The sequence below is a fragment of the Nakamurella flava genome, from assembly GCF_005298075.1.
Lineage (GTDB): Bacteria > Actinomycetota > Actinomycetes > Mycobacteriales > Nakamurellaceae > Nakamurella > Nakamurella flava.
Window position 1 is genome coordinate 96,169 of record NZ_SZZH01000005.1, and the last position, 20,869, is coordinate 117,037.

Below are 20,869 nucleotides of genomic sequence, written 5' to 3' on the forward strand. Positions count from 1 at the left end.
CGGCGTCATCCGGTATGAGTAAGGTGCAAGTGGGTTCAAGTGCGCAGCCCGTTCGGTGGTGACTGTCCGTCGATCTCTCGACGAGGCCACCCAGGGAGGCACCCACCATGGATGACTGTGTGAGCGGCGTCATGGCCGAAGGCTTCCGCACCCTGGGCGACCGACTGTTCCACACCCACGATGTCGCCCAGGCGCTCACCGACGTCGCCCGGCTCGCGCAATGGTCGATACCCCGATGCGACTGGGCCGGCCTGACCCAGAACACCGGACGTCAGTGCGATCGGTTCACCACCATCGCGGCGACCGACCCGGTCGTCCGCGTGGCCGACGACCTGCAGTACCACCTCGCGCAGGGCCCCGCCGTCGCGGCGATGCGCGCCGACGGGCTGTTCCGGGCCGACGATCTGCGCCAGTCGAACGAGTGGCCCGAGTTCGGAGCTCGGGTCACCGCCGACACCCCCATCCGGTCGGCCCTGTCCCTGACCGTGCACGTGCCGACGCACCGCGCCGCCCTGAACCTCTACAGCGCCTCCGTCGGCGCCTTCACGACCGACAGTGTCGACGTGGCAACGATGTTCGCCGCCCACGCCGAAGTCATGCTGATGCTGGTCCGACAGACCGACAAGGTCGTCAACCTCGATCGGGCACTGACCACGAGCCGGCTCGTGGGGCACGCCGTCGGGATCCTGATGTACGCGTACCGCATCGACGCCGACGCGGCGTTCGATCGCCTGCGGGTCGTGAGTTCGAACATGAACCGGAAACTCACCGACGTCGCCGCCGAGCTCGTGGAGACCGGGCTCCTGCCGACCTGGCGACCGGCCAGACCCTCATCGCCGCCGCGCGGCCTCGACCCGCCGGCCACGGTGGCGACGACCGGCCGACACACCGGCGAGCGCGCGTGAGGGTTTCCCCGCTCGCCCGATGTGAACCATATGTCCGGGTGGTCATCGTCACCCGCCCTTGCAAGCAAGTTAGCTGGAATCGCAGCTAACCTGCTAATAGCTCCGCAATCCCCGGAGTAGGTCGCCCCGCAGTCCGCGCCAGCACCCGAAAGCCCTACCCGGCCAGCTCTCCCCGTCCTGGCCGCGGTAGCGCCCAGGGCTGTCGCTCGTGCGGCGACCATCGTTCCCCGAGCATCAGGAGTCGTCATGACCAGCGCCACCGAGATGTACACCGCCGCTGCGGACCAGGGCAAGAGCGCCGTCGAGAGCACCGTCGGTGCCTGGCGGCAGGGCACCCATCAGCTCGCCGAGCAGGCCGGCCAGTTCACCGGCCAGCTGCCGAAGATGGACTTCAACGAGCCCGTCCAGCGCTACTTCGAGTTCGTGCAGAAGACCGTCGATGTCCAGCGCGAGCTGGCCTTCCGCTGGGCCGACCTGGTCGGCCAGCTGACCAGCGCCATGGTCGAGCAGGCCGAGTCGGCCCGCAGCCTCATGGTCGAGCAGGCCGATCGGGCGGCTGACCTGGCCACCGAGCAGGCCGGCCAGCTGCGCGAGGTCGCCCACGAGCAGGCCGATGTCGTCGAGGAGCAGAAGGCCGAGGCCGAGAAGGCCGCGCGCAAGGCTGCCCGCGACGAGGAGAAGGCCAACCAGGCCAAGGCCCGCGAGCAGTACGAGGGTCTGACCAAGGCCGAGCTGTCCGAGCACCTGGCCGAGCGCGGCCTGCCCAAGAGCGGCAACGTCGACGAGCTGATCGAGCGCCTCGTCGAGGACGACAACAGCAAGTGACCCGTCGGCGGGTGCGGTGACGGCCGGCTCCGGCCGAACCTCCTGCACCGCCACCGCCTCGCCCACGAGTCCCCATGGGTGTCCGACCGGCCAGCCCGGTCGGACACCCGACACCGAAGACCACGGACCGGCGTCGACACTCCTGTCGACGCCGGTCCGTCGTCTCTGCCCCCTGGAGTCGCCCGTGACCGCCGTCCTGCCCGCCCTTGCCCCGATCAATCCGCCGACGCCGACCGATGGCTGGCCCGAGTTGTTCCTCGACCGACGGGGTTCGGGCCCGGCGCTCGTGCTCCTGCACGGCCTCGGCGAATCCAGCGTCGGCTGGCATCCGGTGATGGACCGACTGGCCGAGCACTTCGACGTCCTCGCCTTCGACCTCCCCGGGTTCGGGCAGTCGCCCGCCCTGCCCGCCGATCGCCAGCCCACTTCGGCGAACCTGGCCGCGGCCGTCGGGGCCGAGCTGCGGCGGCACGGGATCGCATCGGCCGCCGTGGCCGGCTACTCGCTGGGAGCCCGGGTCGCCCTGCAGCTCGCCGCCTCCCCGTCGGTGTCGGCCGTGGTCGCGATCGGACCGGACGGTCTCGGCACGCCCTGGGAGCGCTGGCAGGGCTACTGGTACCTGTCCGCGGCCCGGATGATGGCCGCCGGCCTGGCCCCGCTCGCCCCGTGGTTGAGCCAGAGCCCCGCCGGCCGGGCGGTCTTCTTCACCGGGAACCGCAGTCTGCCCTGGCAGCTGGGTTCCGCCGACGCCCGGGAGCTTCTGGAGGGGTACGCCGACTCCGCGAGCTTCGACGCCACCAACCGGGCCGGCGCCCTCGACGTCGCCCGCCACCTGCCGTCGATCCGGCAACCGGTGCTGATCCTGCAGGGCACGAACGACCCCATGACACCGCAGGTGCTGCGGTACCTGGGGGTGCTGCCCAACGTGCGGTGGCGTTGGCTGGCCGGGGCGCATCACGTGCCCATCTCGGACGACCCGGGGGCCGTGGTCGCCGCGATGCGGGAGTTCCTGGCCACGGCGGACGCTCCGTCGGCCGCCGAATGAGCGGAGCAGCGCGGACTTTCCGTCCGATCCGCTGATCTTCCTCCTTCTGCGATGTTTACGTCAGCGGTCTGGCCGGGAATGGGGCAGGTGGGTACATACGACTGCCCGGGCGGTCTCGGTACCAAGGTCTCGGCCGCTCCAGCAGACGGGCGGCCGAGACCGCTCCGTCCGGTTCCGGGGACGAGAGCGGCTCAGTCGGTCGGGGACGGCCGCGGGGCACGTCGGTCCGACGGCAGTTGCCCGGTGTCGCACAGCTGCTCGCACACCGCGCGCAGCCGGGTGTTGGTGTGGCTGGACGTCTGCACCAGCAGGGCGAACGCGGCGTCCGGGGCCAGGTGGAACCGTTCCATCAGGATGCCCTTGGCCTGCCCGATCAGGTCGCGGCTCTCCAGGGCGGTGGCCATCTGGCCGGATGTCGCCGCACCGGACAGGGCCAGCGCGGCGTGCGCGGCGAAAATCCTGGCCAGCACGGCACTGTCCTCCGCCGAGTCACCGAAGTCGGAGGCGCCGCCGAGGAGCACGAGGACGCCGAAGCTGCGGCCGTTGACCTCCATCGGAGTGCACAGCACCGACTGGACCCCGGCGGACGCCGCGGCGGCGGCCACTGCGGGCCAGCGGCCATCGGACCCGAGATCGTTGACCACGACCTGCTTCTGATCGCGCAGGGCCTGGAGACCCGGCCCGTCGGACAGCTCGTTCTGCGCATCCATCACCGCGCGCGCGACCTCATTGCCGACCATGACGGGTGCCCCCAGCCGGCCCTGCGCGTCGAGGGTCTCGACCGCCGCCGCCACCACCCCGGGAATGATCGCGATCGCTCCGGTGACGATCTGTTCCACCAGCGATCGCCGGTTCGGGTCCCGCAGATCAGCGTAGGCCAGAGCGAGGTCGGCCACCAGCTCCGCGAAGCCCGGCGGTTCGGGCGGGAGCCCGTTGTCCGTCACCACATCGGCCTCCTACGGACTCGATGACTGCCCGATCAGCGTACGCGAGGGCGAACACCTGTCCGGGTCGACCGGGTCCCCTGGCCAGCGTGATCACCACCCGGTCGATGGACCACTTCGGTTCCGGGCGCCCCTGGGTGAACCGCAGCGAAGACTCCCGGCGGAGCCGGGATGACCGCCCGGGTGATCGTTCGGCCATCATTCGCCGCCGGCTTGAACCCCTCCGGATCGGCGTCGATCATCGAGTCCATGCAGCCGAAAACAGATCCTGCTGCCCACGAACAGCGCGACATCGCCGAGGTGGCGCGGCGCCTGGCGACCAGGTTCCCGGACGCCCCGCCGGACACCGTGCAGGCCGCCGTCGAACAGGCCCACCGCCGCTTCGACGGCGCCCCGATCCGCGACTTCGTGCCGGTGTTCGTAGAGCGGTCGGCGCGGGACGCCCTCGCCCGCCCCTGACGGGCCGGGGGTCCCCCGGCCGGGGATCGATCGACCGGCGGGCGAACCGGAGGGCCGGCCGGCGAAACGCCCTCTTTGCGTCGTTCCGGGCGCCCCCGGGAACCACTGGTCCGTGGCTGAACCAGGCGTTCATACCGGGCCCGTCCCCGGGGACGGGCCGGCCATCAGCCGCACGTGCGGGCAGCTGTGCGACGAACTGGTCGCCGACGGGGTCGGGGTCAGCGTGGGAGGCGGCGGCCGCACCGGAACCGCGGTCGTGCACGTCAGCGATCCGCTCGGGGCGGCGGTGGAGGAGTTGCAGTTCGTCCTGGGCGAGGGCCCGGCGCTGACCTGCTTCGCGACCGGTCGCCCCGTCCACGTCCCGGATCTCGCCGCGACGGTCGCACTTGGCCGGTGGCCGGGTTTCGTCCCGGAGGCCACCCGCATCGGCGTCGCCGCCCTGCTCTCGGTGCCGCTGTACGTGGCCACCGGGTTCCTCGGCACCGCGACGTTCCACTGGCGACGGCGGGAGGCCCGGGCGCTCACCCGCGCGGCGGCGGCCCTCACCGTGGAGCTCGCCGATCGCATCGTCGTGGCCTACCTGTCCTCGGCCCCGGCGGGCGGCCCTGCGGGCGTGCCGCGGCAACCGTGGGGCGAACACCGGCCCGACGTGCACGTCGCCGCCGGCATGCTGTCGGCGCAGTGGGGGGTGGCTCCCGACCAAGCTCTGTCCCGGTTGTGTGCGACGGCGTTCGTGGAGCAGTCGACGGTCCAGGAAGTGGCCCACGACGTGGTGCAGCGGCGGCGCACGCTGCCCCAGGACCGGGACGGCACGGCCTGCTGACCGCTGGCCCCGGGGGCCGACGTGCGCGACGGTCAGGTGTGCGGAACGCGTTCGGCGACCAGTTCACCGGTCGTCGTGAGCTGCTCGGCGATGTCCCGCAGCTTGCGGTTGGTCCGCTGGGAGGCGCCGACCAGTAGATCGAAGGCCTCGTCCGCGGTGACCCGGAGGCGCTCCATGAGGATGCCCTTGGCCTGGCCGATCGTGTCGCGCGACTCCAGCGCGACCCGCAGATTGTCGTGTTTGGCGACCGTGGCCATGGCGATCGAGGCGTGGATGGACAACGCCGTCGCGGCGGAGGTCGCGCCCCGGTCGAAGGACCGCGGCCGCCGGGAGTGCAGGGTCAGCGTCGCCTGCTGACCACGACCGGCGTCCAGCCGGAGAGCGAGCAACGCACCGCCCGGGGCGCCGGGCCATTCCTGGGCGAGCAGGGCGCGCCAGCGGGACCAGCGCTGGTCGCCCGCCAGATCGGGGACCACGACGATCCCCGTCTCACCGCGGAGCGCGTCGATCGTCGGGCCCTCACCGGTCTGCTGCTGGCAGCTCGCCCAGCGCCGGGCCACGTCGTCCCCCGCGCTCGTGGCGGTGATCCGACCCTTGTCGATCAGCGTGACGCTGACGTGTTCGGCGCCGGCCACGACCAGAGGGGCCACTTTGGGGAGCTCGGCGAGCAGCACGGACAGGTCGTCGGCCAGGGCGAGCCGCCGGGCGACCACCGCAAGGGCGTCGACCGGGCACGGTGGCGAGCTGTGCGCTACCGGCGCACCGCCGAGTCGGGCGGAGGAGGACAGGCTGGTCATGATCGTTTCCTTGCGTGCACCGTCGCGCGGGGCCCCTCTCTTCAGGGCGGGCGCGCGTGGCCGTCCTCCATTCCAGAACACCGGCCACCTGACCGCTAGTCACCGGAGCGCACTCAACCGCACGAAAAGCGAACATCTGCCGCCCGGGCGCCGCCGCGCGCCGCGTGATCACCGGAACCGGCCAACCTGCCGGCGGATTCCGGTCCCGTGCCGCGGTCGCTCGGTACTGTTCCCCCGACAAGGGCCCCCGCCCTCCCCCGACGACGGTCCGGGTGTCCACGGATCGGATCGGCCGAGCGGCCGGGTGGTCTCGTGGACCGGTCGAGGGGGAGACACCAGGCGATGACCACCAAGCGAACGCTCAACCGATGGGCGGCGGCCGCCGGTCTCGCCCTGATCGTGGGGGCTCCGGTGCTCGCGACCACGGCGGCGCAGGCGGCTCCCCCGCCGAGTGCCGGTGCGGCCGCGGGGCCGTTCGCCCGGCCCGCCACCGCTCCGCTCAACCTGCCCGAGCAGATCACCGACCAGTCGGGAGCCCTAGACAGCGGTGAACGCGGCGAGGTGCAGAGCAAGCTCGACCAGTTGGCCCGCGACACCGGCATTTCGCTCTACGTCGTCTATGTGCCGACGTTCGAGAACCCGGTGGATGGTGCGGCGTGGGCGCAGGCCTCCGGGCAGCTGTCCGGCATGGGCGCTGACAACATCGTCCTGGCGGTGGCCACCCAGGAGAAGTCGTACGGGGTCGGGGTGGGCCCAGGATTCAGCAAGCTGACCTCCAGCCAAATCCGGAACGTGACCGACAGCGACATCCTCCCGGCCCTGCAGAACTCCGACTGGGCCGGCGCGGCGATCGCCGCCGCGGACGGGTACCGCAGGGCGGCCGGGGGCGGCGGCGCGGGCTGGTGGTGGGCGGCCGGGGGCATCGTCGTCGTCGGAGGTGGCGGGTACCTGGTCTATCGCAACCGGCAGCGCAAGAACCAGACCGGGTCCGCGGACGTCCCGGCCGGCGTCGGGCCGGACGGCCGGCCGGTGCCGGTCGAGCCGTACCAGCAACTCTCCGATCGCAGCGTGCAGGCGCTCATCGACACCGACAACGCCGTGCGGGCTAGCGAATTCGAGTTGTCCGCGGCCGAGACGGAGTTCGGCACGGCGGCGGCCGTCGATTTCCGCCGGGTGTTCGAGGCGGCCCGGGAGTCGTTGGCCGGGGCCTTCGCGTTGCGGCAGAAGATCGACGACGACGTGCCGGAGAGCGAGGCGGACCGGCGGGCGATGATGGAGGAGATCCTGCAGCGCTGCACGCAGGCGTCGCAGCAGCTGGAGGACGAGTCCGAACGGTTCAGCGGTCTGCGGGATCTCCGGTCGCGCCTGCCGCAGGTGCTGGCCGAGCTGCCGGCGGCGATCGACGCGCAGCAGGCCCGGATCCCGGTGGCCGCCGCCTCTCTCGACCGGCTCCGGCTGCGCTACTCCCCGACCGCACTCTCGGCGGTCGCCGCCAACGTGGACGAGGCGACCAGCCGACTGGCGTTCGCCCGCACGTCGGGACAGCAGGCGAAGGCCTCGGCCGGGGATGCCACCGGGGCGACCACTCCCCCGACCGCGGGCACCATGGTGCCGGTCGTACCGGACGAGGCCCGGACGACGGCGGTCCTGGCGGCCGGCGCGGCCCAGGAGGCGATCGGACAGGCGCAGACCCTGCTCGACGCGATCGAGCGGACCGAGGGCGAGCTGGCCGACGCGGGCTCCCGGCTTGATCAGGCCGTCGCCGCCGTCGAGAACGAGCTGGCCGCCAACCGTTCGGCGCTGGCCGCCGGTGACGCGGGCGGCGCAGCGGCGGGCCTGCAGGCGCGCCTCGACCAGGTCGCCGCGGTGCTGCAGGTGGCGCGTTCCGCCCAGGGCGCGGCCGACCCGCTGACGGCCCTGGCCAAGGTGAACGAGGCCGACGAGGCGCTGGACGAGATCGCCGTGGCGACCCACACCGCCCAGGAGGACGCGCAGCGCGCGCAGGCGACGCTGGCGCAGGTGCTGTCGACCGCGCGGTCGGAGGTCGCGACGGCGACGGATTTCGTCAGCACCCGGCGCGGGGCCATCGGGAGCGAGGCCCGGACCCGGCTGGCCGAGGCGTCCCGTCATCTGGCGGCGGCCGAAGAGCTGTCCGGCACGGACGCGGCCCGGGCGATCGGTGAGGCCAAGCAGGCGATCTCGTTGGCCCGGGCGGCCTCGGATCTGGCCCAGCAGGACGTGAGCGGCTGGGGTGGTGGTGGTCGGTCCGGCGGGGGCGGCGGTCTCGGGGGCGCCGTCCTGGGCGGCATCCTCATCGACTCCGTCCTCAATGCCGGCCGTCGCGGCGGCGGGGGCGGCGGCTGGGGTGGCGGTTTCGGCGGAGGCGGCTTCGGGGGTGGGGGTTCCCGTGGCGGTGGCGGTGGCGGCTGGACCAGCGGCGGGGGCGGCCGGTTCTGACCCGACGGCGGGGCGGCCGGGCGGATCATCCGCCCACCTCACCGTCCTTCGCTGCCAGGAAACGGCTTCGTCCGGTGGCTGACCGAAGAACCACTCTCCCGGGACAGCGTGAATGTGAAACGGGTGAGAGGACCAAGATCACGTCGCTCAGCGTGGTCGCACTGGTCCGACACGGGGCCGGTCAGCCATTCAGGGGGTATGTCATCCACTCCGGGCGATCACATCAGTACATCGACGCGTCCGCATGAGTTCATTCGGTGGCTTGCTACACGTAGTGACAACTTCGGCACCAACAGTTACGGTGACGCTGTCGTACCGGCCGACATGGGGTGGTTGCCCGGTCACGACGTTTCGGGGGGAATGGCGGTCCCGGTCGGGTGGGTGACTACGCGACCGGGATCGCCCCAACACAGGGGGACCAAGGATGACCGAAGTACAAGCTCGCGTGGGAGCGATCCCGCGCGCCCGTCATGCCGTCCGCACCGTTCTGGTGTGCGAGGGCGGCGGACGGTTTCCGGATCCGGCGCTGACGCTGGAGTCGCAGGGCGCGCAGGTCCGTCGCGTGGTCGACGGCTTCGCGCTGGTGGACGAGTTCCAGCGGCAGCCCGCGGATCTGGTCTTCATCGCCTTGTCGCCCAACCTGGGCACCCAGGCGCTGGATCTGCTGCTGAGCCTGCACCCGAGCACCACGGTCGTCGTCTACGGCGACCTGGCCGACCCGCATCTGCTGGCGGCCGCGGTGCGCCGTGGCGCCCGCGGGGTGCTGCGGTGGGCCGGTCCGAACGCGGGCGGGGCCACCGGCCGTCGCCTGACGCCGAAGGTGCCGGACAACCTCACCGAGCGGGAGATGCAGGTGCTGCGGGGGATGGCCGACGGCCGGACCAACCGGGAGATCGGCCGGGAGCTGTTCCTGACCGAGGACACCATCAAGACGCACAGCCGCCGGCTCTTCGTGAAGCTCGACGCCCGCGATCGGGCGCACGCGGTGGCACAGGGTCTGCGACGGGGATACATCGTCTGACGCAGGGCTTTTCACCGATCGAGGTCCCCGTGGGTGCACACCCGCGGGGACCTCGTTCGTTTCTCCGGCACTCGCCGCGGGGCCACCGGCCCGCCGGCTCAGATGGCCCGTTCCAGGGCCTCGATCAATCGCCGGAGCCGACCGGATTTCACCACGTACTGATCGGCGCCGGCCTCCAGCATGGCCTCCTGGGTGGCGGCGTCGGCGCGGCCGGAGAACACGATGACGTGGCAGTCCGGCCGGATCGTCTTGATGGCCCGGGCCAGGTCCGGCCCGCCGCCCGGCATGCTGACGTCGACGATGAGGACGTCCGGACGGCGCTCTTCGAGCAGCCGCAGACAGGTGTCCCCGTCGGGGGCCTCCCCGACCACCTCGACGGTCGGATTGTCGGCCAGCACGAGGGTGACCGCCGCTCGCAGGTCCTTCTGGTCGTCGCAGACCAGGACGCGGTTGCGGGCGCGGGACACCAACGGCGGCGCGGCCAGCGAGGCGGCGGCCAGTGCCCCGGGCGAGACGGGCACGGGCAGGACGGAGGTGCGGAACCGCACGGTGACGGTCGTCCCGCCCCGGGGCGGGCTGTCGATGACCAGTTCGGCACCCTGGTTGCGGGCCCGGTCGGCCATCATCGAGAGCCCGCGTGAGCCGGCGGGTTTCCCGTCCACACCGCCGACACCGTTGTCACGCAAGCTGATCTCGATCTCGCCGGCGCGTGACTCGACACGGATGACGACGAGATCGGCCTCGGCGTGCCGGGCCACGTTCAGCAGCGCCTCCCGGAAGATCCGGTAGACGGCCAGCTTCGCGGACCGGTCGAGGTTCGCATGAGCGGGACCCGCGATCCGGACGCGCGTCCCGGTGCCCGCGAGCACCTGACGCGCGAGAACGGCCAACGCGGGCCCGATCCCGGGCGCCAGGTCGGGCGGGGTCAGCGAGACGACGATGAGCGAGCGCAGCCAGTCCAGGGACTCCTCGAGCAGGTCGGTGACCCCGTCGATGACCTGTTGCCCGTGCTGGTCGACCCTGTCCCGCAGGTATTCGAGCCGGACGACACCGGTGACGATCTGCTGGATCGGGGCGTCGTGGATGGCCTCGCCGAGGGCGCGCCGCTCCTCGTCCTCCAGTTCGGCCATCCGGTCCAGCAGGCGCCGGTGGTCACCGGCGGGGCCCGCCGAGTGTCTCGGGTCGGCCTCGACGACGGCGCTTCCCCCCGCGCCCGGGTGGCTTCGCACCTCGGCGTGCTGCAGGGCGGCGGCGGCGGTGACGGCCACCCGGGTCAGCAGATCGTGGTCGGCCGGGCCGTACCGGGCGGTGGGGCGGAGCGAGAAGACGCCGAGGTGGCCGAGTTCGGCTCCGTCGACGTCGACGGGGACGACGAGGGCCGCCGGGGTGATGTCCAGGAGCACGTCGCGCAGGACCTCGTGGCGGGGCCGCAGGTCGGGAGCTGTCGAGCGGTGGGACGGCAGGGACAGCCCGCTCTTGATCATGCGGGCCATGTCGCCGTCGGGATGGCAGACGCGCGGCCGCCAGTCGACCTCGAAGCGGCCTTCCGCGGGCCAGAAGACCGCGCCGTCGCCGACACTGGCGGCGGCGAAAGCCACGAAGGTGTCGACGATCTGGCCGGGGGAACGCTCGGCCCCGACCGGTCGACGGTCATCGACCAGAGCAGGCACGGCCCGTACACCGGTCGTCCAGTTGGCGGCGTCGAAGGGAGCGTGTTCGGTCACGACGGCCCGGCCGGGGTCACGACGTCGGTGCGGCGAGACCGACCGGGCGGGCCGGTGCTGCCGCAGGCAGGGTGAGGGTCAGGGTGTTCCCGGGCCCGATGTCCAGGGTGCCGCCGACGGCGGCGGCATGGACCCGCAGGTCGGCGAGACCGGGCGGGGCCGGGTGCGGGCCGCGCGGCACACTGCCGTCGCCGTCGTTCTCGAGGGTGACGACGAGGTCGCCGGCGTCGGCGTGCAGGTCGAGATGCACGGCGGTGAGCGTGCTGCGGAGCCGGATCTCGCAGAGCGCGGCGAAGAGGATGTCCCGGGCGGCCCGTTCGAGTCGGGCGCACAGCCGCAGGCCGGACCGGTCGGTGACGGCGATCCGCACCTGCCGGCCGGCGAGCAGCGCGGCGGCGTCCCGGCCGACGACGACGGCGATGCTGTCGTCGTCGTCGGGTGCCCCCATGGCGTGGACCAGGTGTCGCTGACGGTCCACGGTCCGCTCGAGGAGTTCGACCGAACGGGTCAGGGCCGGCAGACGGTACTGCGCGGGAACGGCGTCCAGGCGGAGCATGGCCGCGATGACCAGCTGCAGCGGTTCGTCGTGCAGGATCTGGGCGTAGGTGTCGAGCCGGAGGTCGTCGATTCCCAGGCGGGTCACGGCCGGTTCGTCCTCGTTCAGCCGCTCGGGCGCCGGGTCGGCGTCCGTCCCGATCGACGCGGTCCTCAGCACCGGGTCGACCGGGAGGCCGGCTCCCGGTGGCGGTCCTTCGAACTGCATCATGCGCCGACTCCCATCGACTGCAACCGCAGGACTTCCCCGCGTCCACGATCCCAAACACTGCCTTCGCTACGTGATCATGGTAAGCGAATACCGCGGCCATCTGGGGGAACAAAACGAAGCGCCGATCGCTGAACGAACCACCGTGACCTGCGAAGATCGGACATACAGTCGATCTCCCGCGCTACCGGGCGAGCCGGGGAACGTCGGTGTGAGCCCGATCTCCGGGCCTCAGGGGCGCCCCAACGCCCGGTAGGTCCAGCCGGCCGCCCGCCACTTCTCGGCGTCCAGCGCGTTGCGCCCGTCGAGCATGCGCGGGGCGGCCACGTGCCGGGCGAACTCGGTCGGGTCCAGGTCGCGATACTCGCGCCACTCGGTCAGCAGCATGACGACCTCGGCCCCGCGGGCCGCGTCCGCGGCGGAGGGCGCGAACTCCAGGTCCGGCCAGGCGCGACGGGCGTTGTCCATGCCCTGCGGGTCGTGGACCACGACGCTGGCGCCCTGGAGCTTCATCTGGGCGGCGACGTTCAGGGCCGGTGAGTCGCGGGTGTCGTCGCTGTCGGGCTTGAACGTGCAGCCGAGGACGGCGACCCGGCGGCCGATGATCGAGCCCCCGCAGACCTCACGGGCCAGGTCGACCATGCGGACGCGACGCCGCATGTTGATGGCGTCGATCTCCTTCAGGAATCCGAGGGCGTCGCTGGCCCCGAGCTCGCCGGCGCGGGCCATGAACGCGCGGATGTCCTTGGGGAGGCAGCCGCCGCCGAAGCCGAGCCCGGCGTTCAGGAAACGGCGGCCGATGCGGTTGTCGTAGCCGATGGCGTCGGCCAGCTTGGTGACGTCACCCCCGCTGGCCTCGCAGACCTCGGCCATCGCGTTGATGAACGAGATCTTGGTGGCCAGGAAGGCGTTCGCCGCCGCCTTCACCAGCTCCGCCGTCGGGTAGTCGGCCACGATGAGCGGGGTGTCCAGGGCGAGGATGTCGGCGTAGACCTCGTCGAGCAGGGCCTTGGCCGTCTCGGCCCCGACGGTGGGCAGGCCGTAGACGAGGCGGTCGGGGGTGAGGGTGTCCTGGACGGCGAAACCCTCACGGAGGAACTCGGGGTTCCAGGCCAGCAGGGCGCCGGGGACGGCCTCGGCGATCCGTTCGGACAGGCGGCCGGCGGTGCCGACGGGCACGGTCGACTTCCCGACGACCAGCGAGTCGGACCGCAGGTGCGGGATCAACGACTCGACGGAACCCTCGACGTACCGCATGTCGGCCGCGTACTCGCCGCGCTTCTGCGGGGTGCCGACACAGACGAAATGCACCTTCGCGTCGGCGGCGTCGGCCATGTCGGTGGTGAACGTGAGCCGACCGGAGGCCATGCTCTCGGTCAGCAGCTCCGGCAGGCCCGGCTCGTAGAACGGCGGCTCACCCTTGGCCAGCAGCGCGATCTTGTTCTCGTCGACGTCGACACCGACGACCTCGTGACCGAGCTTGGCCATCGCCGCGGCGTGGACGGCGCCCAGGTACCCACAGCCCACGACTGAGATCTTCATGCGTTCATCCTCGATGTTGCGGTGACGGTCCGTTCGGGCGCCGGTGCCCTCCGCAACGAACGGTAGCGGACGGGGGTCGCGCGACGGGGGCGCCGTGACGGGAACTGCACTCGCGCGCTCGCAGCGTCACTCCGGGCGACTCACCGGCGCGGGCCCGGTCAGTAGGCGCCTTCGCGGGCGAGCACCGTCTTGACGGTGCGGCCGATGATGACCAGGTCACCGGCGACGGACCAGTTCTCGACGTAGTAGAAGTCGAGGCGGATCCGTTCCTCGGCGCTGACGTCGGACCGACCGGACACCTGCCAGAGCCCGGTGATGCCGGGACGGACGAGGCGTCGCCGCTCCAGGAAGTTCCCGATCTCGGCCCCTTCCCCAGGGACGAGGGGGCGCGGTCCGACGATGCTCATCTGCCCGGCGACGACGTTGAACAGCTGCGGCAGCTCATCGATGCTCGTCTTGCGCAGGAAGCGGCCGAGCGGGGTGATGCGGGCGTCGTTGGCCGACTTGTAGAAGACGCTGGCGGTCTGGCCGGCCTCGTCCTTCGCCTTGTCGACCTGCTTGTCGGCGCCGTGGATCATCGTGCGGAACTTCCAGACGCGGAACACCTTGCCGCCGTAGCCGACGCGGTTCTGCCGGAAGAAGATCGGCCCGGGATCCTTGATCTTGATGAGGACGGCGACGGCCAGCAACACCGGCGACAGCAGGACGAGGCCGATCGTGGCCAGGCCGACGTCCAGCGCCGTCTTGGCGATGAGCTTCGGCCCGCGGAAACGCGGTTCCTCGACGTAGAGCAGCGGCAGGCCGGCGACGGGTCGGACGTGGACGCGGGGGCCGGCGACATCGGTGAGGGCCGGGGCGAGCGCGAGACGGACGCCGGTGCCCTCGAGCTTCCACCCGAGTTCGCGCACCTCTTCCGGGCCGAACGACTCCGACGCCTCGACGGCGACGGTGTCGGCGCCGGTGAGACGGATGGCGGACAGGATGTCCCCCACGCCGCCCGCGACCTCGAAACCGTCGTCCGTCATCAGCGGAGAAGCGGAGTGCTGGTTCGGGGTGACATCAGGCGCACCGGGGAGGCACAGCCCGACCACCCGGAAGCCGGCGGCCGGTTCGGCCCGCAGCCGCCGGGCCAAATCATGCGCCCGCTGCGGGCTGCCCACGATGAGCACCTGGTTGAGGTGCGACCCCGACCGCCGGTACTCGGCGAGCAGCCGCCGCCACACCCACCGCCCGCCGATCAGGCCGAACAGACCCAACGGGAGGGCAATCATCAGGTAGGAGCGGGCGACTTCGGCCTGCAGCAGGTAGGACACGATGGCGGTGAAGCCGAACAGGTAGAACGACGCCTTGCCGATGCGGCCGTACTCGCTGGCCCCGGCGCCCAGGATGTTCTTGTCGTAGGCGCCGAAGATGGCCAGCGAGGCGATCCACAGCGCGCTCAGCAACGTCGAGATGGCCCAGTAGTTGATCGAGCCGAAGCCGTCGACGACCACCTGCGTGCGATCACTGATGCGCAGGGCTTGGCTTGCGAAGACGACGAGCACAACCGTCGCCGTGTCGGTCAGCAGCAGGCGGGTCCGGAGTCGCACCGACCAGCGGTCGACGGTTGTCGGAAGAGCCGGCTCGTCACGGGTCGTTGCGGCGCTGGTGATTTCGACGGGGCCGGCCGGGTCGGCGGGATCGACGAAGGCAGCAGCAGGGCGCGTCTCATCCGGACCCTCCTGGTCGGGCTGGGCCCGGGAGGCGATGACCGACATGGCGTCAGACTGCCGGTCGTTGCCAGGTCGCGAACGCGCTCGGCTGGGCCGTCATCTCCGCCTGGGTCATGAGGCGAGCGAGATCCGGCGCCAGCGTCTCCGCCTTCCAGCCCAACACCCGCTCGGCCTTGCCAGGATCACCGATCAGCGCGTCGACCTCGGAGGGCCGCACGTACCGGGGATCGAACCGGACGTACTTCTCCCACTCCAGCCCGACGGCCTCAAAACAGAAGCCGAGGAAGTCGCGGACGGAGTACGCCGTCCCAGTAGCGAGGACATAGTCGTCCGGGGTCGGCGCCTGCAACATGCGCCACATGCCCTCGACGTACTCCTTGGCGTAACCCCAGTCGCGGATGGCATCGAGGTTGCCGAGGTAGAGGTGCTCCTGCTTGCCGGCGGCGATGGCGGCCGCCGCCATCGCGATCTTGCGGGTCACGAACGTCTCGCCACGCCGTGGTGACTCGTGATTGAACAGGATCCCGTTGACCGCGTAGAGGCCGTAGGCCTCCCGGTAGTTCCGGGCCGTCCAGTAGGCGTACACCTTGGCCGCCGCGTAGGGCGACCGGGGCCAGAACGGCGTGCTCTCGGACTGCGGGGGCGGGGTTGCGCCGAACATCTCCGAGCTGCTGGCTTGGTAGAACTTGGCCGGCACCCCGGTGGAACGGATCGCCTCCAACAGGCGAACGGTTCCCATACCCGTAGTGAGACCGGTGAACTCGGGCTCATCGAAAGACACACGAACGTGTGATTGCGCGCCGAGGTGATAGACCTCATCGGGCTGAATTCGCTCCAACAAAGTCACCAAGCGTGACCCGTCGGTCAAATCGCCATGATGCAGAAAAAGGCGGGCCGCATCGTCGTGCGGGTCTTGATAGAGGTGATCGATGCGGCTGGTATTGAAGGTGGACGCCCTGCGGATGAGCCCGTGGACCTGATACCCCTTCTGCAGCAACAGCTCTGCTAGGTATGAGCCGTCCTGGCCGGTGATGCCAGTGATGAATGCGGTACGCGACATTTCCGATGACCCCCGTCGTCGACTTGTGACTCGATACCTTCCCGCGGCCCCACCCTGACCGCTACGCTGGGTTGGTCGAGTCACACGCAGTGTAGCGGTGGGCGCGGGTGTGACGAAATGTTCTGGGGGAAACTGCAATGACGATCATGGATGTCGAACGCCCTGTTGTCGGGCCGCTCGATCGGACCGCGCGGGTTTACGTCGCGGGTCATCGGGGGCTGGTGGGGTCGGCGATCTGCCGCCTCCTCCGGGCTGAAGGTTTCACCGATGTGGTCGGTTGGAGCTCGCGGGAGCTCGACCTCCGCGACCGCGACGCTGTCTTCCGCCGGTTCGAGGAGATGCGGCCCGACGTCGTCATCGACGCCGCCGCGCGGGTCGGCGGGATCATGGCGAACAGCACGTACCCGGCCGACTTCCTGTCCGACAACCTGCGGATGCAGACCAACATCTTGGATGCTGCGGCCGCCCAGCGAGTGCCGCGCCTTCTGTTCCTGGGTTCCAGCTGCATCTACCCCAAGTTCGCCGCACAGCCCATCCGCGAGGAGTCGCTGCTGACCGGCGCCCTGGAGCCGACCAATGACGCCTACGCGATCGCCAAGATCGCCGGCATCCTCGGCATTCAAGCCGTCCGGCGGCAGTACGGCCTGGCCTACATCTCGGCCATGCCCACGAACCTGTACGGGCCGGGTGACAACTTCCACCCGCAGCACAGCCATGTGCTGCCGGCGATGATGCGTCGGTTCCATGAGGCGAAGCTCGGCGGCCTTCCGGCGGTGACATGTTGGGGCTCCGGGACGCCCCGCCGCGAGTTCCTCCACGTCGACGACCTGGCCGCTGCCTGTCTGCATCTGCTGGAGACTTACGACAGCCCCGACACCATCAACATCGGGAGCGGGACAGACCACACCATCGCCCAGATCGCCGACATGATGGCTGAGACCGTCGGCTATGACGGCGACATCCACTGGGACGCCAGCAAGCCGGACGGCACGCCGCGCAAGCTCCTCGATGTCTCGCGCCTGAAGGCAACTGGCTGGAAGCCCGAGATACCCCTGAGCGAGGGGCTCCGCGAGACGTACGCATGGTTCCTTGACAACCAGGACAAGTTCCGCCGGTGACCCGAAATCTCGCCGGCTTCACCGGCGTCGGATACGACCGGGGGCGCGGCCCGTTGTGGCAGCTCGCCTGGCTGGTTGTCTCCGGGTCAGTGGTGATGCGGTGGTGGTGCCCGCGACAGGTCAGGGTTGCCATCCTTCGCGGCTTCGGTGCGCAGATAGGCGAAAGCGTCCTCGTTCGTCATCGCGTCCGCATCCATTGGCCGTGGAAGCTCGCCATTGGCGACAACAGCTGGGTGGGTGAAGGCGTCTGGATTCTCAACCTGGAACCGGTGACCATCGGCCACGACGTCTGCATCTCACAGGACGTCCTGCTGTGCACCGGATCCCATGATCGGCGCTCGGCGACCTTCGAATTCGACAACGCGCCTATCGTGGTAGAGGACGGTGCCTGGATCGCTGCTCGGGCTACCGTCCTGCGCGGAGTGACCATCGGGCGGGAAGCCACGGTCGGCGCGACAGCGCTGGTCGCCGGGGACGTCGCACCGTGCGAGACCGTGCTCGCCCCTGAGGCCCGGGGAGTGCGAACGCGATGAAGCCGTCCGGCAGCCTGACGTCCGCGGTGCTCTACCTGGCAGTCGTGCCGTTCTACCGACAGGAGTGCATCGACGCCCTTCAGGAAGCGATGGGTGACCGGGTCACCATTTTCACCGGAGACCGGCACTGCGATCCGACGGTTCGAACGGGCATCCGCTCGGATCAGTACGTCGCGGTGAGCAACCGCTTCATCGCCGGGCGTCGGTTGCTTTTGCAGACCGGCCACTGGGGGCAGGTGCTGCGAGCCGACGTGGCGATCCTTGACCTCAATCCGCGGTCCCTGACCGCATGGATCCTCACCTTGGCCCGCTGGGCACTCCGTCGACGCACCCTCTTGTGGGGGCATCTCCATCCCCGGGCAGGAGCGGATTCCCGAACGAACTCACTCCGTCAGTTCCTGCGGCGGATCAGTAATGGCACCGTCCTGTACGGCTACGACAGTGTGCTCCTAGCCCGGGCTGCTTTACCCGACCAGCCGGTCTGGGTCGCCCCCAATTCCCTGTACCGCAAGGCGCAGCTAGGGCCGGCGGGGAGCGTCGACGGGCGCAATCTGATCCTCTACGTCGGTCGACTCGAACCGGCGAAGAAGGTCGACCAGCTCGTTCGGGCCTTTGCTGCCGCCGGGCTGGCCGGAAACTCGACGAGGCTGTGCATCGTAGGAACCGGCAGCATGGCGGATGATCTGGCGGCGCTCGCAGAGACCCTGGGGTGCGCGGACGCCGTGGATTTCACCGGCCAGGTGACGGACCCGCGGGTGCTGCGGGACATCTACGATCGAACCATCTTGAGCGTCTCCCCCGGTTACGCGGGGTTGAGCCTGACCCAGTCGCTTGGATTCGGAGTGCCCATGCTGGTCTCGCGTCACGAACCGCATGCACCGGAGATCGAACTGGCCGGCTTCGGCAACGTCCTGTTTTACGACGACCAGACGGAGCTGACCGAAATACTCCAATCCATCAACGGTTTTCAGCAGCCCGAGCCCTCGGAGGTCCGACGCCCGGTGCTCGATTACTACTGCGCTGAGGACATGGCGGCCGGACTGCAGGCGGCCTGCGAGGGCCGAATGCAGAATCTCGTCCTGGCGACCGGGTGGCCACTGTCTTCTGTGGACATCACCGAGGACGCCGTATGAGCGCCACCGGTCGGAGCCGGGTACCGGCCGTTGTCGAACGGTCAGCTCGGCGTCTGCTCAACAAGCGGGCACTGTCTTCCACGGTCACCGTGGGACAAAGTTTCCGGGCCAGTCCCGGCAGTCGCGTCTCCTCGCCTGGTCACCTGTCGATCGGAGACCACGCCTGTGTGGGTCGGAACTCCCTCATCGACGTCAGCGGCACTATCGGGGACTACTTCCTCGTCGCCGCCAACGTCGCCGTCGTGGGGCGACAGGATCATGCGATCGATGAGATCGGCGTGCCGGTCGTGCTGTCAGCGTGGGTCGGCAACCGCGAACCCACCCCGCAAGACCTCATCACGATCGGCGACGACGTGTGGATCGGAGCCGGCGCTGTCGTTCTCAGCGGCATACGCGTGGGGCATGCAGCAGTCATCGCAGCTGGAGCGGTCGTCATCAACGATGTACCCGACTTCGCTGTCGTTGCAGGATGCCCAGCCCGAGTCGTCGGCGCGAGATTCGATGACTCGCAGGGCCGGCGTCACCTAGACGTGCTTAACAGCACTCGCGAGTACCTCTAGAACTGCGCGCAGGAACGATCGGCAGCTCTCGACACCTGCCGCAGCGACCCATTTCACCAGGAGCCGCCCGTATGCCCACAACCATGCCACTCGTCGTCACCATCTTGAGCTCGGTGTTCTGGGTGGCAGCATTGCTCGTCAGACGTCCGCTCCGGACTCGTAGACCAACCATCGAGTTTTGGTGGGCCTGGACGGCCATGGTCACGGCGGGCGTGGTGGCCCTGTTCAGCATTGGCGTGCTCTCCGGCACTGCGACTCTCGCCACCGCCGTTCGGATGATCCCGCTGATCGTGGTCGGCGTCATCATGGTTCTGCAGACATTGGCTGCGCGCACCCTGTCGATCAACTGGGCCGGCGGGCTGATCGGTGCCTACTTCGTCCTCCTTCTCGCGTTCGCCTTCGGCGGAGAATCCGTGGCACAGGCGTGTCTCTCTCTTGCGGTGTTCCTTCCCGCGATTCTCGGCCGTCGAACCGGTTACGACCTCCGCCAGATCCGAAACGGTTTGCGGCTCGGTACCCTCACGGCGATCATCGCGATTGCGATGATCGGGATCGCGCAGTCATCCGACTTCTTCGGCCCTTGCCGCACGGACAAGTGCTCGGTCTGGGGACTGTCCATCGGCACGGCGGGGGACGGCAACGCGTTGGGCATCTTCTATGCCATCGCCGCGGCGCTGTGCCTCCTGATCATTGACGGCCGCTGGAAATTTCTCGTCATCAGCACAGCTAGCTTGGCCCTCGTCGACCTGACGAGCAGCCGAACAGCACTGTATTCGTGGATCATCGGGATCGTCGTCGCGATCGTCGACCGGTGGTGCAGGCGGACCAACTCGAACCTTATGCAAGCAGTGACGGCAATTGCGTTGGGAGCGACCTGCGTCATTCTTCCCCTACTTGCCTACCGCGGGGACGAATTCACCTACCGCGCCACACTCTGGCTGAGCGCCAGAGGACTGGCCGCCGAGAGTCCGCTGGTTGGGTACGGTTCGAGCTTTTGGGTGCGGCTGGGGGGAGAAGACGGGATCTCGGCCAATTACTCCACCCACAACTTGATGATGGAGTCGCTCGTGGCGAGTGGTGCCATCGGATGCCTCCTACTGGCCGGGGCTCTGACCACGGCGGTACTGAGCGCGCAGGATGATTCCGCTCGGCGCTGGAGTCTCGGCGTCGTCTGCGTTCTATTGAGCGGCTCTCTCACCGAGGTGATATCCGCGCCGGGTCGGCCGTATCTCTTCCCTGCCCTGGCGGTCCTGGCCCTGCTTGCGGTGTCGTATACACCGGACGATCCTGAATCGCACAACGGCTCCCAGTGCCCGAATCGGGCTGCACGGGGGAATGCCGCCGCAGCGGGTCATCCTCGGTCGCGAGTGACGCCTGTGATCCCGGGGCCTGGATCGGGAGCGGCTTCACAAACCGGTCAGCACGCCGTTCGTTGAAGCCCGATTACC

General features: G+C 69.9%; 19 protein-coding genes. 12 read left to right on the forward strand and 7 right to left on the reverse strand.

From position 1 onward, the window contains the following. Positions 1-107: 107 nt before the first annotated feature. The 3 genes from FDO65_RS17585 to FDO65_RS17595 all read left to right on the forward strand — a co-directional run bounded on the left by FDO65_RS17585 (position 108) and on the right by FDO65_RS17595 (position 2,775). Entirely contained in the window at positions 108-905 is a 798-nt protein-coding gene (locus tag FDO65_RS17585) for a GAF and ANTAR domain-containing protein (RefSeq protein ID WP_137451041.1), read from the forward strand. Positions 906-1,151: 246 nt separating this feature from the next. Beyond that, positions 1,152-1,730 carry an SAP domain-containing protein gene (locus tag FDO65_RS17590; RefSeq protein WP_137451042.1) on the forward strand — a complete coding sequence of 193 codons (579 nt, stop codon included), beginning with the start codon at positions 1,152-1,154 and terminating at the stop codon, positions 1,728-1,730. Positions 1,731-1,914: 184 nt separating this feature from the next. Then, a complete protein-coding gene (locus tag FDO65_RS17595; RefSeq protein ID WP_166442269.1) occupies positions 1,915-2,775 on the forward strand; it encodes an alpha/beta fold hydrolase in 861 nt (286 codons plus the stop codon). A 191-nt stretch (positions 2,776-2,966) separates the two neighbouring features. On the opposite strand, the gene FDO65_RS17600 is transcribed toward FDO65_RS17595, so the two are convergent. Then, positions 2,967-3,719, reverse strand: coding sequence for a GAF and ANTAR domain-containing protein (locus FDO65_RS17600; RefSeq protein WP_166442270.1), 753 nt, complete (start codon positions 3,717-3,719; stop codon positions 2,967-2,969). 171 nt (positions 3,720-3,890) lie between these two features. Here FDO65_RS17600 and FDO65_RS17605 point away from each other — a divergent pair, with 171 nt between their 5' ends. Together FDO65_RS17605 and FDO65_RS17610 are read left to right on the forward strand one after the other, a co-directional pair. Next, positions 3,891-4,178 carry a three-helix bundle dimerization domain-containing protein gene (locus tag FDO65_RS17605; RefSeq protein ID WP_205850138.1) on the forward strand — a complete coding sequence of 96 codons (288 nt, stop codon included), beginning with the start codon at positions 3,891-3,893 and terminating at the stop codon, positions 4,176-4,178. 112 nt (positions 4,179-4,290) lie between these two features. Further along, the gene (locus FDO65_RS17610; RefSeq protein ID WP_166442271.1) at positions 4,291-5,001 is read left to right on the forward strand and encodes a GAF and ANTAR domain-containing protein; all 711 of its coding nucleotides are present in this window, start codon (positions 4,291-4,293) and stop codon (positions 4,999-5,001) included. A 32-nt stretch (positions 5,002-5,033) separates the two neighbouring features. Here FDO65_RS17610 and FDO65_RS17615 read toward each other — a convergent pair whose 3' ends face one another. Continuing rightward, positions 5,034-5,798 carry an ANTAR domain-containing protein gene (locus FDO65_RS17615; protein WP_137451046.1) on the reverse strand — a complete coding sequence of 255 codons (765 nt, stop codon included), beginning with the start codon at positions 5,796-5,798 and terminating at the stop codon, positions 5,034-5,036. A 342-nt stretch (positions 5,799-6,140) separates the two neighbouring features. Here FDO65_RS17615 and FDO65_RS23150 point away from each other — a divergent pair, with 342 nt between their 5' ends. Both FDO65_RS23150 and FDO65_RS23155 read left to right on the forward strand, forming a co-directional pair. Further along, on the forward strand, positions 6,141-8,255 hold the full coding sequence (locus FDO65_RS23150; RefSeq protein WP_137451047.1) for a TPM domain-containing protein: 2,115 nt from the start codon (positions 6,141-6,143) through the stop codon (positions 8,253-8,255). Positions 8,256-8,679: 424 nt separating this feature from the next. Beyond that, positions 8,680-9,276: a helix-turn-helix transcriptional regulator gene (locus FDO65_RS23155; protein ID WP_137451048.1), complete on the forward strand. Its 597-nt coding sequence runs from the start codon at positions 8,680-8,682 to the stop codon at positions 9,274-9,276. 98 nt (positions 9,277-9,374) lie between these two features. Here FDO65_RS23155 and FDO65_RS17630 read toward each other — a convergent pair whose 3' ends face one another. The 5 genes from FDO65_RS17630 to gmd form a co-directional block, all read right to left on the reverse strand. Beyond that, entirely contained in the window at positions 9,375-11,000 is a 1,626-nt protein-coding gene (locus FDO65_RS17630) for an ATP-binding response regulator (RefSeq protein ID WP_137451049.1), read from the reverse strand. 16 nt (positions 11,001-11,016) lie between these two features. Further along, on the reverse strand, positions 11,017-11,766 hold the full coding sequence (locus tag FDO65_RS17635) for a sensor histidine kinase (RefSeq protein WP_137451050.1): 750 nt from the start codon (positions 11,764-11,766) through the stop codon (positions 11,017-11,019). Between the two features lie 228 nt (positions 11,767-11,994). Continuing rightward, a complete protein-coding gene (locus FDO65_RS17640; RefSeq protein ID WP_137451051.1) occupies positions 11,995-13,305 on the reverse strand; it encodes a UDP-glucose dehydrogenase family protein in 1,311 nt (436 codons plus the stop codon). Positions 13,306-13,463: 158 nt separating this feature from the next. Continuing rightward, entirely contained in the window at positions 13,464-15,062 is a 1,599-nt protein-coding gene (locus FDO65_RS17645; protein ID WP_137451052.1) for a sugar transferase, read from the reverse strand. A gap of 4 nt (positions 15,063-15,066) precedes the next feature. Beyond that, positions 15,067-16,077 carry a GDP-mannose 4,6-dehydratase gene (gene gmd / locus FDO65_RS17650; protein ID WP_137451053.1) on the reverse strand — a complete coding sequence of 337 codons (1,011 nt, stop codon included), beginning with the start codon at positions 16,075-16,077 and terminating at the stop codon, positions 15,067-15,069. A gap of 137 nt (positions 16,078-16,214) precedes the next feature. Between gmd and FDO65_RS17655 the strand changes: the two genes are divergently transcribed. The 5 genes from FDO65_RS17655 (at position 16,215) to FDO65_RS17675 (ending at position 20,857) form a co-directional block, all read left to right on the forward strand. Beyond that, on the forward strand, positions 16,215-17,195 hold the full coding sequence (locus tag FDO65_RS17655) for a GDP-L-fucose synthase family protein (RefSeq protein ID WP_137451054.1): 981 nt from the start codon (positions 16,215-16,217) through the stop codon (positions 17,193-17,195). Next, positions 17,192-17,728, forward strand: coding sequence for an LbetaH domain-containing protein (locus FDO65_RS17660; RefSeq protein ID WP_137451055.1), 537 nt, complete (start codon positions 17,192-17,194; stop codon positions 17,726-17,728). The genes FDO65_RS17655 and FDO65_RS17660 overlap by 4 nt, the downstream gene beginning before the upstream one ends. Beyond that, positions 17,725-18,861, forward strand: coding sequence for a glycosyltransferase family 4 protein (locus tag FDO65_RS17665; protein WP_137451056.1), 1,137 nt, complete (start codon positions 17,725-17,727; stop codon positions 18,859-18,861). Before FDO65_RS17660 ends, FDO65_RS17665 begins: the two co-directional genes overlap by 4 nt. Before the next feature lie 167 nt (positions 18,862-19,028). Further along, on the forward strand, positions 19,029-19,421 hold the full coding sequence (locus tag FDO65_RS17670; RefSeq protein WP_205850139.1) for a DapH/DapD/GlmU-related protein: 393 nt from the start codon (positions 19,029-19,031) through the stop codon (positions 19,419-19,421). Positions 19,422-19,492: 71 nt separating this feature from the next. Next, the gene (locus tag FDO65_RS17675; protein WP_137451058.1) at positions 19,493-20,857 is read left to right on the forward strand and encodes an O-antigen ligase family protein; all 1,365 of its coding nucleotides are present in this window, start codon (positions 19,493-19,495) and stop codon (positions 20,855-20,857) included. Positions 20,858-20,869 lie beyond the last annotated feature (12 nt).